Origin of the sequence: Nocardia gipuzkoensis, from assembly GCF_021183645.1 — a bacterium.
In the GTDB taxonomy this organism is placed as follows: Bacteria; Actinomycetota; Actinomycetes; order Mycobacteriales; family Mycobacteriaceae; genus Nocardia; species Nocardia abscessus.
In genome coordinates this window covers 5,199,145-5,213,700 of sequence record NZ_CP089225.1, presented here as the reverse complement: position 1 = coordinate 5,213,700, position 14,556 = coordinate 5,199,145, and the positions used below count along the sequence as shown (strand labels likewise).

Genomic DNA, 14,556 nt, shown 5'->3' with positions numbered 1-14,556 from the left:
CCGGTCATCGGATCGGTTGTCACAACTAGGCTAGCTGGATCATGCACGTACAGATGCAAGAACGCAAGATTGCGTCTGCATTTCTGCGGTAAAGGACTCCTGACAGCACGCGGAGGCCCAGAGCAGACCGGCCGCAACCCTTTTCGGCGCTGGCGGCGAGCGGTGTCCGCTCCGATCGGCGGCCCCGAAACGAGGCCGATCACCTCCGCGCGTTCGTACTTCCGGACATCTTCGCGACCGCGCATCCGCACTCCCCGTACGAATTCGCCCACCGTTACGGACCTTCGGTTGCCGGTCGTAGGCAACCACCCGGCGTCGGTCAGAGCTGGGTCGCGGACGCGAGCAGCGTGAGCGCGGGCAGCGTGCCCTGCACCACCGCACCTCTGACGAACCGGCGGTCGTGCGCCACCAAAACCACAGCCGCGGCCAGCATCGACCCGCACCCAGACAGCACCAGCGCCCATCCCGCCTCCGGCACCGACCGCAGGATCGCCACGCCGACCAGTGTCGCCACCGCGAGAAACAGGTTGTAGAAGCCTTGATTGAACGCCCACGGCCGGGCCGCGGCCAGCTCGGCTTCGGAAACTCGGAAGACTCCCTTGTGCACCGCGGGGTCGGCGAACCGCACGGACTCCATGACGAAGATGCCGACATGGAGCAGAGCGGCCGCGACGGCGAGCACCTGTACCACCCAGAGCATTCGACCTCCTCACGAAGCGCACCGACCGGAAGACGCCGACCACGGATCCCATGCGGGCCCGAGCGACTCCGGTGCGCCGAGGCATCCTATGGCCCGAGCCGTGGGAGGACGCCCAACACACCGGCGACACGCCGCCGTGCGAGCGCATTCGCCCCGAGCGGCCAGCCGGTCAGTCCGAAAACCCGGCGGGCGTTGCCGTCCAGATACAGCTTGCGGGACTGCTCGTCCAGACCGAGGGCGTCCAGTGCGTCACCGGGGAAGAGGCGGGCATCGGCTTGCGCGAGTCCACCGACGCGATGGGAAGCAGGCGCTGCGGCGCCTGCGGCCGCCCACGCCGCCACCTCGTCGTGGGAGATGAGGACGCCGTCCGGCGCGTGCCACGCGGAGATGAGCGCGCGGTCCTCGACCCGCGGCGTCCGTCGCGTCCAGGATGACCGATAGCGGGATCTCGTCGGCAGGAATCGCGGCACCGGTCCACCGCCGCAGCGACGCGAACATGTCGTGGGCGAGGAACCGCCGAGTCGGATGTCGCGCCCGGACATCGATGGTCATCCCGGGATTTTATGACATACGTTATAGCCACTCGGCACCCCGCGGCTGCCGGGCGCGGGAAGCGGTCCCCGCAGCGATTCCCGCTGAGCGACAGCGACTTTCATCGTGCACGATGAATGTTGCCGACCCCAGTCGGCACCCGGAATGGGAACCCGAATGGCGAGTTATCACGCGCCTCACCACCCCATCTATATCAACCGTAATAACCTAGCGGAAGGTTCGCCGGGCATAAACTGGGTATCTACCGCAGCACTACCGACAACCGACGCAGAGCAGGACCATGGCCGGTTCGGACCCGTTCGCCACACAGCACGATCGGCCTCCAGGTATCGAGCAGGAACTGGAGGGCGCGGGTCTCGACGACCCCGAAGTGATCGGCAAGGGCGGGTTCGGCGTGGTCTACCGCTGTCGGCAGCGGGCGCTCAATCGCAGCGTCGCGGTCAAGGTGCTCACCGCCCGGCCCGACCTCGAGCCGGAGAACGTCGAACGGTTCCTGCGCGAGCAGCAGGCGATGGGCGCCCTGTCCGGGCACCCGAACATCGTGCCGATCCTGCAGGTGGGGACCACCCGCAGTGGGCGCCCCTACCTGGTGATGCCGTTTCACTCGCAGGGTTCGCTGGAGAACCGGATCCGCCGCGAGGGTTTCCTGCCGCTGCCCGAGGCGATCGGGATCACCGTCAAGCTGGCCGGCGCCCTGGAGACCGCGCACCGCGCCGGGATTCTGCATCGCGACATCAAACCGGGCAATGTGCTGCTGACCGACTACGGCGAACCGCAACTGACCGACTTCGGGATCGCCCGGGTCGAAGGCGGTTTCGAGACCACCACGGGGGTGGTGACCGGCTCCCCCGCGTTCACCGCGCCGGAGGTGCTGCGCTCGGGCACTCCGTCGGTGGCCTCGGACGTCTACGGGCTCGGCGCCACGCTGTTCGCCATGATCACCGGGCATGCGGCGTACGAGCGTCGCTCCGGCGAGCAGGTCGTGGCGCAATTCCTGCGCATCGCGGCCGACCCGCTCCCCGATCTGCGGCTCGACGGCATTCCCGACGACGTGGCCGCCGCCATCGAGGCCAGCATGGCGCACGATCCCGCCGACCGCCCGCCCTCGGCCGCCGCCTTCGGTGAGATGCTGCGCGCCATCCAGCGCGGCAACGACATGCCGATCGAGCACATGACGCTGCCCACCGCCGATCACCCCGCGCCGGAAGATCTCAGCACGCGGCCCTTGACCGCCACCGCGCGTTTTCCCACTCCCCACCCCAGAACGCCGCCGACGCCCGAGACCAAGTTCCGCCCCTCCATGTCGACTCGTCCGCTGGTCCGGCGCGACCGCCTGATCGACGCGCTGCAAACCGAGCCACGGCCGCGGCTCGTGGTCATCCACGCCCCGGCCGGGTTCGGCAAGAGCACGCTGGCGGCCCAGTGGGCCAAGCGCCTCGCCGAGACCGACAAGGTGGCGGTGGCCTGGTTGAACGCCGACCGCGACGACAACAACGTGGTCTGGCTGCTGACGCACCTGATCGAGGCGTTCCACCGTGTGGTCCCCACGCTGGCGCCCGACCTGGCGTCGATCCTCGAAGAGGGTGACGACGCCGCCGCACGCTACGTGCTCACCACGCTGATCAACACCATCCACGAACGCGACGAACGGTTCGCCTTGGTGATCGATGACTGGGATCGGATCACCGACCGCGCCGCCGTCGACGCCCTGCACTACCTGATCGAGCAGGGCCCGCACCATCTGCAGATCATCCTGACCAGCCGATCGCTGGAGGGTTTGCCGCTCGCCACCATGCGCGTGCGCCACGAGCTCGTCGAAATCGATGCCGCCGCACTGCGTTTCGACGCCGAGGAGGCACGGGCGTTCCTGGCCGAGCAGACCGGTCTCACCCTGGCCGACGCCGAGAGCGCCGAGCTGCGCGATTACACCGAGGGCTGGGCGGCGGCATTGCAACTCGCGTCGCTGTCGCTGCGTGAGCACCCCGACCCGGCTTCGCTGATCGCCCACCTGTCCGGGCATCATCACGCCATCGCCGAGTACCTGGCCGAGAACGTGCTCGACACCGTCGAGCCCGAGCTGCTCGACATCATGCTCGAGACCTCCCTCCCCGAACGGGTCTCCGGCAGCCTGGTCACGGCGTTGACCGGACGGCCGCACGGGCAGTCGGTCCTGGAGAATCTGGAGCGCCGCAATCTGTTCCTGCGCCGCGTCGACGAGGACGGCGACTGGTTCCGCTACCACCATCTGTTCGCGGAGTTCCTGCGCAAGCGACTCGAACGCGACCGGCCCGAGCAAGTGCCCGAGTTGCATCGCGCGGCAGCCGACTGGTTCGCCGACCACAAGATGCTCAGCGAGGCGATCGATCACGCGCTGGCCGCTGACGACGGCGAAAAGGCCGTCGACATCGTGGAGGGAAATTCCCGCGATCTGGTGCAGGACGCCCAGCTGGCGACGTTTCTCGGGTTGGTCGCCAAACTTCCGCCCACGGCCGCCGCCGCCCGCCCTCGGCTGCAGGTCGGGGTCGCCTGGACGAACGCGCTGCTGCGCCAGCCCACCGAACTGCACGCCGCCCTACGGCTGGTGCGGGCGTCGCTGGACAAGGCTCCGGACGCCGACCCCGATCTCGCGCTCGAAGCCGACCTCATCGAGTGCGTGGAACGCGCGTTCGCCGACCATCCGGAGGGCGTGGACGCGGTAGTCGCCAAATGCCTGGGCCGAGCCGACACGCTGGGGCCGTGGGCGCTGTGCGCGGCCGCGAACCTCGCCGCCTTCTCCGCGATCAGCCGGTTCGACTACGAGCGGGCGCGGGAATGGCACGACTGGGCCACCCCCTTCTACCAGCAGACCCGCAGCACGTTCATCCTGATGTACAGCCACAGCCTGGTGGGTATCGCGGCACGGGAAGAGCTCGATATCGCGGCGGCCGAACGCAGCTTCCGCACGGCGTTCGAGCTGGCCACCACCTCGTCGGGTCCGCAGTCCTACGCCGCTCGCCTGGCCGGCGCCTTGCTCGGCGAGCTGCTCTACAAACGGGACCAGGTGGCGGCGGCCGAGCGCCTGCTGGACGAAGCCGGACGGCTCGGCATCGAGGGCGGGCCCGTCGACTTCCTGATGGCCAACTACGCCACCGGCGCACGGATCAAAGCCCTGCGCGGCGATCTGGGGTCCGCCGCACGACGGCTGGACGAAGGCGCCGAGGTGGCCAGGGCCTTGAAGTTGCCGCGGCTGGCCACCCGGATCGCCAACGAGCAGGTCCGGCTCGGCCTGACCGCCACCTACGTCACCGAACCGCCCGCCGGAGAAGGCGGTATCGCCGTGATGGCGGCGGAACTGCGGGAGGATTCCGCGATCCGGATGCTGCTGCGGTCCGGAGCCGCCAAGCGGGTCACCGCCGCAGTGGCACGCGCCCAGCAGTTGCGGGATTCCATCGATGCCGGCCGGCGCCCCCGGGCCGCGGCGCAAGCGTCCCTGCTGCTCGCCACCTGCCTTGCGGCGGCCGGAAAGACCGAGGCGGCGAAGGACGAGTTGGTCCCGATCGTGGCCAGGTACGCCGACGCCGGTCTGATCCGGCCGCTGCTGGACGAGGGCCCGTGGATCATGTCGCTGCTGCACAGCGTGAATTACGACCTGCACGAAGGCCGCTGGCACGAAGAATGGCCGATGGTCCCGCCCGCCTTCCTGCACCGGTTGCTGGCCCGCTGAAGCGGTCCCGCGACTCACACCACCGGTTGCGGACCGCGGGAGGTGTCGGTGTCGAGGATGTGCAGCACCCACCGGCCCTTGCCGTCGGCCTTCGCCCGGTAGAGGCCGGTGTCGGCGGCATCGAGCAGCGATTCGGCGTCCGCGCCCGCGACCGCGGTGACGACCGCGCCGATGCTGATCGACATGCGTAGTCGCCGGTCACCGGCCGTGATCGGGTCGACCAGCGCCTCGAGCAGGCTGTTCGCCACCGTGGCCACCCGGTGGTCGCTGGCAGGCGGCGGGATCAGCGCGACGAACTCGTCGCCGCCGATGCGGGCGACCAGGCACCCCGATCCGCGCACACTGTCCTGCAGACGCTCGGCGACCGCGGTCAGGATCTGATCGCCGGTCCCGTGGCCGTAGCGGTCGTTGACGTGTTTGAAGCGGTCGATATCGACGAAACACAACCCCGCGCGGTCTCCGTTGCGGGCGTCCGCGATCATCGCGTCGATCCGCTCGATGAGATGCCGCCGGTTCGGCAGTCCGGTGAGCGGGTCGTGCCGGGCCTGCCGGTGCAGTTCCTCCCGCATCCGGTGCTGCTCGGTGACGTCTTCGCCGACCGCCAGCAGATAGTCGCTCTGCCCGTCGACACCCTTGACGAAGGTGATGGCGAACGAGGCCCACCCGTAGCTGTCGTCGGCGCGGCGGATCCGCTGCTCCAGCTTGACCGTGCCTTCCCCGGACGGGACCAGCTTGTCGTACACCAGCGTGCGAATGCCCTCACGGTCGTTGGGGTGCGCGAAGTCGTAGACCGACACCCCGCGCAAGGTGTCGACCGGGACGCCGATCATCTCGGCCAAGCCCCGGTTGACGTCCAGCAGCGTCCCGTCGGTGTCACCGATGGCGATCGCGATCGCCGCGTTGTCGAAGACCACCCGGAACCGGTCGTCGGCGGCCCGGGCCGCGTCGCTCGCGGTCTCTTCGTGCGAGCGGGATTGCGCTTCGTGGCCCTGACCGACCGCCGCGAGCAGCGCCGCGAGTCGCCGACCGCGATCCGCGACCGCTCCCTGCCCGGCCAATCCGTACAGGACCTGCGCGGACGCGCTCGGCACGGCGGTGCCGACCAACCCGGCGGAGGCCAGCGCCGCGCCGACGCGCAGACCGGCCCCCGCGTCGAACGGTTCGGCTTCCAGGGCGCAGACCAACTCCTCGACCAGGCCGCGCAGCACCAGCTCGGGGTCCGGTACGGACACCGACCCCTCGGCGACGGCCTGCAACGCGCGCCACCACAAGTTCGCCATCGAGGCGAGTTCGATCTGTTCCACCGCAACCCCCTCACCATTCAGGCCGGAGATAGCCCCCGACGCATCGTATCCACACAAGTTCGAGACCGTCGAGTACTGCCGCCTGGAAGCATTCCCAGACGTGGCGAGGGTGCGTGCCTACTTCAGCCCGTTCTCCCGGAATATCGACGCACCTTTGTACCGCAGCGTCTCCACTTGCCACACCCAAGTCGCCTGCACGCATGCGATCAGATCGGCGATGTGCGTCGAGACGGTCGCCGCCAGATCGGCGTCTTCCGCGCCCAGGCGCTCGCAGCGTTCGACCGCCACCGCGCCCAGCTCGCGGAATTCGGCGAGCCGCGCGCGCACGATCTCGGTGGAGCCCCGCACGGCGTCCTCCAGCGACCATCCGGGGTGGTTCAGCAGGACCGCCGGAATCAAATTGAAATCCGCGAGATCGACGATGCATTCCTTCTCGAAGGAGAACACGTCGTTCATCAGCGCCCCGATCTCCACGGTCAGCACCCGCAGCCGCCGCAGGTCGCAGGCCAGCTCGGTGTGGCCGATCCGGTCCCAGGGCAGGTAATCGTCCCGGCCGAATTCGCACAGCGCGATCGCCGGATACATGCCCGACACCTGGGCTCGCAGGTCGATGTACTCCGCGACGCTGAGCAACCCGCCGCGCGCCCTGGCGTTCTGGTCCTGGATCGCTGGCCGCAGGTGCTCGATGGTGGACTCGATGAACCGGTCGAGCCACGCCGGATCCGCGAGGGCGGACAGCATCGTGAGAAAGGCCGACGTCGCGGTCTCCAGCGGGGTCGGGTCCGCCGGCGCCGAGCGGGTACGCAGGAGCACGCACAGCCGGTCGGTCGCGACGCGCGCTCGGTGCTGCTCGTCGTCGCCGAGGTGGCCGAACTTCTCCCGGCCGACGGTGTCGTTGAGCCAGAACAGGATCGCGTTGTACAGCCCGATGATCGTCATCCGCTCCGCGCTCACGGCGCCGGGATGCAGATAGGGCGTCATGCTGTTGTAGTGCGGGCCCGCGGGTTCGAGCCAGATGCCGTGCTCGCGGCAGAAGCGCTCGACCTCCGCACAGGCTTGCTCCCCGAACCGGTTGGGCCGGAAGTCGCGGCAGTAATCGACGATGTCCCAGTCTGGCGTGCCGAACATCGCGCGCAACGACCACTGCCGCCCGGCCTTCAGCAACATCTCATGCTGCCCCCGCATGGTGACGATTTCTTGCTCGAGTGCCGATGTGTACTCGCTGACCACAACGACTCCCTCCCACTATGGTGACTTCTAATGAATTGTCTCCGACTTATCGGGTGTGGGATCGGTCGAAGGGCGAAGATCACGCAACTTGCGAACGCCCGATAGCTTTGGCGCGCGGGGGATCCGACGCTGGAGCACGGCAAACGGCCAGCTCGCCCCGAAGCGGGGCGCCACAGCGCGCAATCGCGGTGGCGCATCGAGGTAAGCGACCCGTCTGGGACACGTGACGCACGCGCTGTCGCCGACCGTCCCGCAGTTGAGCTATCGGGGGATCGTCACGGCATGCGAGCTGCGGCCGAGAGCGCGCTCACTTCGACGCCAGGACGTCGTGCATGGTCAACAGCAGATGGTCGAATTGGGCCCGTTGCGCGGCCGGACCGCCGCCCATCGCGGGAATCTCGCCGACCAGTTGCCGGGCCAGCGTCCGCAGCTTGATGTTGGTTTCCTGGGAGCGCCACTGCAATACGCGGAACGCCTGTTCGGCGTTGATCCCGTAGACGAGCATGAGCACGCCCTTGGCCTGCTCGATCACCGCCCGTGATTCGACGAGTTCGGGCAGCGTGCCGTCGAGGATCTCCTGCCGGTTCTCCGCGAGAGTCTCGGACACGTCGATGACATAGCCGCAGGCGCCGACCACCGACTCACGGTCGTCGAGCATGCGATCGGCCACGACGATGACGTGATGGGTTCGCCCGGCGGTGTCGATGACGCGGTGACGGCCGCAGTACGGCTCACCGGTTCGCACGGCGGCGACGATGGACCGGTCGACCAGTTCACGGTCGTCGGGGTGCTTGTGCGCCAGCAGCAACTCCGTACTGGGGCGCGCACTCCCCGCCGGGTAGCCGTATATCGCGGCCACTTCGTCCGACCATTCCCATCGCTGATCCTCGAACCAGAAGCGGAAGCCACCCACGCTCTGCGGCGTGCCCGCGAGGACACTCTCGATCGCGGAGGCGCTTCTCAGCGCGAGGTGATCCATCCTCGTCACGCGGTCATTATCCATCGGCATTCGAGGGCGACGGCGCGGAACACGGAATGAAATCGAATTGTGGCAAACTCTCCGCATTCACATTAAGGCGCTGTTTACGTAGGAAAAATCACGATGCAGCAACCGTAGACATCTTTGAGCAATCATCCCGCAATGGCTCGCGTCGGCCGAGCCCGGCACTACTGCCGACCACCCGCGCTTCGCCCGGGTGGGGCACGGCCCCGCGGGCACCCAGCGGTGGCGCTTCGCCCGCGGCATTCCCGCCGTCCGCGATACGTCCCCGAGCGGGTCCGCGGGTCTTCGCAGGCCGAGGCAACCGAGTCGCCGGTCCGGTTTGCCCCGCAAGATTGCGCGCTGGGCGTAAACGCCCACGAAAACACCGACCATAACGTGGATCACGGGAGGTAGTCTCTGTTGCTGTGCCCACACTCGGCACAGATCCGCTGCACATAGGCCGCATTCGAGGGCGAACGTCATAACGCGTTCCAGCTAGTGCGCAGACCGAAGGGGTTGTACTGATGGCAGGCAAGCGCACCGTCCTGACCGTCCGGTTGCGGCGGCTGGCGGCAATGCTGCACGAGATGCGCGAGAACGCCCAGCTCAGCAAAGAAGAGGTCAGCGCGAAGACCGGGATCAACGTGACCACGCTGTATCGGATCGAGACCGCCCAGGCCCGTCCGCAGCGCCGCACCCTCATGGCGATGCTCGACCTGTACCGCATCGGCGACGAACAGCGCGAAGACGCCCTGGAACTGCTGTCGGACGCACTGAAGCCCGGCATGTCGCGCGCCTACGAGGGCAGCGTGTCGGAGGTGTACGCCGCCTACATCAACTTCGAGTCCGAGGCGCTGTCGGCCCGGCACTACCAAACCTCCTTCATCCCAGGCCTATTGCAGACCTACGAGTACGCGACCGCCGTGATCGACACCTCGATGCCGAAGCTGGAGGCGTCGGTCATGGAGAGCAGGGCCAAGGCCAGGATGGATCGCGCGGTCAACCTCACCAAAGAGGAGCCGCTCGAGCTGTGGGTGGTCATGGACGAAGCCGCGATCCGTCGCATCGTCGGCGGCCCCGCGGTGATGCGGGGCCAGCTCGACCGGCTGCTGCAGGAAATCAAGCGTAAGAACGTGATCTTGCAGATCCTGCCGTTCGACGCGGGCGCGCATCCCGGCATGGCGGGCTCCTTCACCTTGCTGGACTTTCCCGATCCCGCCGACCCCGAGCTGGTCTACGTGGAGGGCATGGCGGGTGACGAGCTGATCGAGGGCCACACCGAGATCCGGCGTTTCGGCGTGATCTTCGACCAGCTGCGCGCCATGGCGCTGAGCCCGCGTGATTCCGCGGCCATGATCGTGGAGGCCGCGCGCCGGATGGACGGGATGGAGCAGTAGCGGCAGGCGCAAAACGCCAGCGGGAATCGGCCCGGTGAACGACTATTCCGCCGCGGAGTGGGTACCCTCGCCCTTACTGCCGAGGGGAGGACGCATGTCCGAAGTCACTGCGAATCCGACATCCGAATCCGGGCCCGAGCTGAAACGGGTGATGGGGCCGGGACTGCTCCTGCTGTTCATCGTCGGCGACATCCTCGGCACCGGGATCTACGCGCTCACCGGAAAGGTGGCCAACGAGGTCGGCGGGGCGGTGTGGGTGCCGTTCCTCGTGGCGTTCCTGGTCGCGCTCGTCACCGGCTTCAGCTACCTCGAACTGGTCACCAAGTACCCGCACGCCGCGGGCGCCGCCCTCTACACGCACAAGGCGTTCGGCATCCATTTCCTCACCTTCATGGTCGCGTTCGCGGTGATGAGCTCTGGCATCACCTCCGCGTCCACGGCCTCGCGGGCGTTCGCGGCCAACTTCGCCGAGGCCTTCGACCTGGACCTGGGCACCGGAACCGCGGTTACGGCGATCGCGCTGGTGTTCATGGCGGTGGTGGCGGCGGTCAACCTGCGCGGCGTGAGCGAGGGCGTGAAGCTCAACGTGGTGCTCACCTGCGTGGAGCTGACCGGTCTGCTGATCGTCATCGCCATCGGCTGCTGGGCGCTGGGCGTGGGTGACGGCGACTTCTCCCGCATCGTCGAATTCGAGACCGGCGAGCGCAACGCGGTCGGCGGCGTCATCGTGGCCACCACCCTCGCGTTCTACGCGATGGTGGGCTTCGAGGACTCGGTGAACATGGCCGAGGAGTGCAAGGAGCCGAGCCGGATCTTCCCGAAGGTACTGCTGGCCGGGCTGCTCATCACCGGGCTCATCTACGTGCTCGTGTCCATCAGCGCGGTGGCGCTCGTGCCCACCGACCAACTCGGCCAAGGCGATACGCCGTTGCTGAAGGTGGTCGAGGCGGGCGCGCCGAACTTCCCGACCCACGTCTTCGCGTACATCACCATGTTCGCCGTCGCCAATTCGGCGCTGATCAACATGCTGATGGCCAGCCGCCTGATCTACGGCATGGCCCGGCAAGGAGTACTGCCCCGGCCGTTCGGCCGCGTGCACGAGCGGCGCCGGACGCCATACAACGCCATCGTTTTCACCACGCTGCTGGCGCTGGGGCTCATCCTGTTCGTCGGTGAAGTGCCCGAACTCGGCGGCACCACGGCGCTGCTGCTGCTCGCGGTGTTCACCGTGGTCAACGTCGCCGTGCTGGTGCTGCGCCGAGACCCGGTGGCGCACAAGCACTTCAAGACACCGACGCCGCTGCCCGTCCTCGGCGCGCTCACCTGCGGCTTTCTCGTCACGCCGTTCACCGACCGCAATCCGGCGCAGTACGCCATCGCGGGCGTGCTGCTGGCCATCGGAGTCGCGCTGTGGGGCGTGAACTACCTGGCCATTCGCTCCATGCGGGCCCAGCCGTTGGACAACAAGCCGGGCGCCGACTGACCCACCGGCGGGGCGTGTCCGCCGGTATGTCGGATTTCTGCGGATGACTAGTCGCTGCCCGGTAGGTAAGGTGGGCGCCGATGACCAGCATGGAAGCCCGTTTCGGGGATGCCACCCGGACCGTGCCCCTCCCGAACCCGTGGAATCTGACCGCCTATCTAGCCGCGGTGGCCGCCCATCGCGGACGCTCGATCAGCCTGCACCCCGTGCCCAAGGCGATGCTGGCCGAAACAGGCTGCGGCGGAGGCGGCCTGTGGGTGGCACGCAAGCACGACGACATCATCGTGTACGACGCCGCGGCCACCGGCCGCAACGCCGATCACGTCATCCTGCACGAGATCGGGCACATGCTGCTGGGTCACCACAAAGATCACGAACGCGGCGAACCGCTGCCGCCCTCGCTGGCCGTCATCCTGCCCTCGATCTCGCCGCATTCGATCGAACATGTGCTGGGCCGTACCGAATTCGGCGCCGATCGCGAGCGGGAAGCCGAGGTCTTCGCCGATATGACCATGGTGTACGCGACCTTGCCGCGCCGCCGCCAGCGGTCGTTCCGGCTGTTCGGGCGAGGCAGATAGCTACCAGCGGTCGTAGCGCCCCTCGGGTAGTCGTCGCGCGCCGGCTCGCAAGTCGTCGATGAGATCCTGGTAGCCGTCGGCCAATTCATCGATCCGGACCCAGGCGTCGTAGGAGACCGATTCCGGCGCGTGCGCCAGCGCCGCATGCGCCTGGGCGGCCAGCATGGCTAATCGGTCCACCATGCGACCCACGGTCTCGGTGTGCTCGGGCGCGGCGGGCGGCGGTATCGGCATGGCCAGGGTGACCCAGCGGTCGATGCCGCGCACGAGTTGCGCCCGGCGCCGGTCGAGTTTGTCGCATCGGCTCGCCGGGGTGCGCTCGCGACTCAGATGCAGCTGAGCCAATTCTCCGGCCGCCTCCAGCATCGGATGATCCATGTGCGGCAAGCCCCGGAAGGCAGCCAGCAGAAGTTCTTTGCCGGGAATCACCCGGGCCTCCGACGCCTGAGCCACTTTCCGAGCCCCCATTCCTACCAGGGTGGACGCGTCTCGATCACGTCCTCGATGCCTTGCCTCGCCGGTGTCCCGGCACTGCCCGAACATCCACATGATCCAAGCGTGACCGAGCACGCAGTCCCCCGTGTCGAATTCGATCACTTCCGCCCACGCGACACGCCCATCGATCGGATTTCCGGTGCGCGAGCCGGCGCGACGCCTACGGCAAACATCCAGTGACCTTGCATTATTCGAAGATAGAGCCAACTTTCCTGCGACTATTGCCAACCGAGGCGACACGCCAGCCATCCGATGGCGACTCGAGCAAACGCCGATTGATGTCTCCGCAATCGCGGCGAACGGGGCGGCCCCGGCTTTCGGCAGGCAACCGCCCAATAGCCGGCGAGCGCACACACGACAGCGTCGACCGCCGCCGGGTCGACGTCGCGGGTCACCGGATGGGTGGCGATGATCGGATCCGGGTCGACACCGGCGGCCGCGATCGACGGGGCGAGGGCGACGAGATCCATCCACGCCGCGCCCCGGCATGCCCACGCCCAGTCGACCGCCAGCACCGTACCGTCCGCTCGCCGCAACATATTGTCCGGACGAAGGTCTGTGTGCAGCAGAGTATTCCCGGCCGCAGCAGCCATCCACGTCGCTTCCAGCTCGGCCAATTCCGTCAAATGCCGAGCGGGCCAACCGTCCAGGTCCGCCGGAGGCCCCTCGCTCGCGAACGTGCGCCAGCCGACCAGCTCCGGTCCATAGGCTTCCGTCGCCGTCGGCACGTCCGCCGGCGGGCTCGGTGTCAGCTCCGTCGCCAAGCGAGTCACCAGCTCGAGGGTGTCGCGCAACTCCCCCGGCTCGTCCAGACGCGGAAACGCCCCCTCGACATCGTCGAACCCGGCGACGAACCACCCCGCGATCTCGCCCGAGAACCGGATTCGCGGGGCGGGCACCGTCTCGGGCAGGCGCGACGCGATCCGCGCCTCCTGCCGATACACCGGCGCGAGTCCGTCTCCGGCCTCGATCGCCTTCACGAAGGCAGCGTCACCACCGACCGTTCGCACCCGCACCGCCACGCCGTGACTGAACCCGCCGCCCTGATCCGCAGCAGCGCACACGACATCCCCGAGCATCCGCTCTATTCCCACCCGCACCGGCCGCGGCACCTCGGCCCACCTGATCCTCGACGCAGTGCCCAGGTAATTCACCATCGGCCCATGCTCCAAGGTTCAACCCGTAACCCACCACCCAATTACCGGCCCGCACTACCCGAACGGGTCTATCGAAGTGCGAAATTCGAAGCGCGTACCGGTCGAACGGCGGTCCGTAGCAGCCACAGAGGCGAGCTGGGCGCGGACAGCGGCACCTGTTGCCGTCCGACCTCGGTCCGCGCACGAATACCGCTGCCGGTAGGTGCACAGTCCCTGGCCGGCACTCAGGAAATCGTCTCGTGCGCGGCGAGGTAATCCTGACCGCCGATGTATGTGGTGTGGCCCGGAGTCGCGGGGGCGGTGGTAGCCAGGGCGACGGCGGTGGCGAATTCGGTGACGGTGGGCAGGGTGCCCTGATCGCGGCGCGCGGCCACGGCGTCGGGGTTTCGGCGCTCCAGCAGCTGGACGATGATCGTGCCGTCGATCATGTCGCCGGAGACGACGTGCAGGGCGATCCCCCGGCCGGCGAGTTCCGGGATCATGGCGCGCAGGGCGTCCTCGCCCGCGCGCTTGCTCGCGGCGATGGGTTCGTAGTCGGCGGGGACCGGCTTGCGGCCGTGGAAGTGCGCCTGATGGCTGGTCACGAAGACGATCCGCGAACCCGACGGCATGTGCGGCAGGGCGAGCCGGACGAGCCGCTCCTGCGCGTCACGATTGAGCGCCATCGCGTAATCGGGCCGGGCGTTGCGCTCCAGCCCGCCGGACGCGTTGAGCACCAGCACATCCAATCGGCCGAACTCCGCGACGATCTGCGCGATCAGGGCGCCGGCCGAGTCCACGGCGGCGATGTCGGCACCCGCGGTGGACGCGCTACCGCCCGCCTGGCGGATCGACTCCGCCAGCGTCTCGGCTCGCTTGGCCTTCTCCCGGTAGTTGATCACCACGTGGTCACCCCGCGCGGCGAGCACCCGCGCGGTCTCCGCGCCGATACCGCGGGAGGCGCCCGTGATCAGCACGATGCGCCGTCCGATCGTG

At 68.2% G+C, this 14,556-nt stretch carries 12 protein-coding genes; 4 read left to right on the top strand and 8 right to left on the bottom strand.

All coding sequences use genetic code 11. The features are described from left to right. Nucleotides 1-319: 319 nt before the first annotated feature. On the bottom strand, nt 320-700 hold the full coding sequence (locus LTT66_RS23640; protein ID WP_195064485.1) for a DUF1304 domain-containing protein: 381 nt from the start codon (nt 698-700) through the stop codon (nt 320-322). 86 nt (nt 701-786) lie between these two features. Continuing rightward, the gene (locus LTT66_RS23635) at nt 787-1,170 is read right to left on the bottom strand and encodes a hypothetical protein (protein ID WP_233060716.1); all 384 of its coding nucleotides are present in this window, start codon (nt 1,168-1,170) and stop codon (nt 787-789) included. A 362-nt stretch (nt 1,171-1,532) separates the two neighbouring features. Between LTT66_RS23635 and LTT66_RS23630 the strand changes: the two genes are divergently transcribed. Next, on the top strand, nt 1,533-4,955 hold the full coding sequence (locus LTT66_RS23630) for a serine/threonine-protein kinase (protein WP_233060715.1): 3,423 nt from the start codon (nt 1,533-1,535) through the stop codon (nt 4,953-4,955). A 14-nt stretch (nt 4,956-4,969) separates the two neighbouring features. Here the strand turns inward: LTT66_RS23630 and LTT66_RS23625 are convergent, their stop codons facing one another. From LTT66_RS23625 to LTT66_RS23615, 3 genes are all read right to left on the bottom strand, one after another. Further along, nucleotides 4,970-6,259, bottom strand: coding sequence for a GGDEF domain-containing protein (locus LTT66_RS23625; protein WP_233060714.1), 1,290 nt, complete (start codon nt 6,257-6,259; stop codon nt 4,970-4,972). A 117-nt stretch (nt 6,260-6,376) separates the two neighbouring features. After that, nucleotides 6,377-7,489: a terpene synthase family protein gene (locus LTT66_RS23620; RefSeq protein WP_181721973.1), complete on the bottom strand. Its 1,113-nt coding sequence runs from the start codon at nt 7,487-7,489 to the stop codon at nt 6,377-6,379. A 307-nt stretch (nt 7,490-7,796) separates the two neighbouring features. Next, a complete protein-coding gene (locus LTT66_RS23615; RefSeq protein ID WP_233069369.1) occupies nt 7,797-8,468 on the bottom strand; it encodes a PAS and ANTAR domain-containing protein in 672 nt (223 codons plus the stop codon). A gap of 527 nt (nt 8,469-8,995) precedes the next feature. Here LTT66_RS23615 and LTT66_RS23610 point away from each other — a divergent pair. From LTT66_RS23610 to LTT66_RS23600, 3 genes are all read left to right on the top strand, one after another. Then, the gene (locus LTT66_RS23610) at nt 8,996-9,868 is read left to right on the top strand and encodes a helix-turn-helix domain-containing protein (RefSeq protein WP_195064489.1); all 873 of its coding nucleotides are present in this window, start codon (nt 8,996-8,998) and stop codon (nt 9,866-9,868) included. Nucleotides 9,869-9,962: 94 nt separating this feature from the next. Continuing rightward, complete coding sequence (locus LTT66_RS23605) at nt 9,963-11,351, top strand: APC family permease (protein WP_233060713.1); 1,389 nt, start codon at nt 9,963-9,965, stop codon at nt 11,349-11,351. Between the two features lie 80 nt (nt 11,352-11,431). Further along, nucleotides 11,432-11,929, top strand: coding sequence for a hypothetical protein (locus LTT66_RS23600; protein WP_043695103.1), 498 nt, complete (start codon nt 11,432-11,434; stop codon nt 11,927-11,929). On the opposite strand, the gene LTT66_RS23595 is transcribed toward LTT66_RS23600, so the two are convergent. The 3 genes from LTT66_RS23595 to LTT66_RS23585 all read right to left on the bottom strand — a co-directional run bounded on the left by LTT66_RS23595 (nt 11,930) and on the right by LTT66_RS23585 (nt 14,531). Continuing rightward, the gene (locus tag LTT66_RS23595; RefSeq protein ID WP_233060712.1) at nt 11,930-12,397 is read right to left on the bottom strand and encodes a DUF4254 domain-containing protein; all 468 of its coding nucleotides are present in this window, start codon (nt 12,395-12,397) and stop codon (nt 11,930-11,932) included. 245 nt (nt 12,398-12,642) lie between these two features. Beyond that, nucleotides 12,643-13,581, bottom strand: coding sequence for a phosphotransferase (locus LTT66_RS23590; RefSeq protein WP_233060711.1), 939 nt, complete (start codon nt 13,579-13,581; stop codon nt 12,643-12,645). A 224-nt stretch (nt 13,582-13,805) separates the two neighbouring features. After that, nucleotides 13,806-14,531: an SDR family oxidoreductase gene (locus LTT66_RS23585; protein ID WP_233069368.1), complete on the bottom strand. Its 726-nt coding sequence runs from the start codon at nt 14,529-14,531 to the stop codon at nt 13,806-13,808. Nucleotides 14,532-14,556 lie beyond the last annotated feature (25 nt).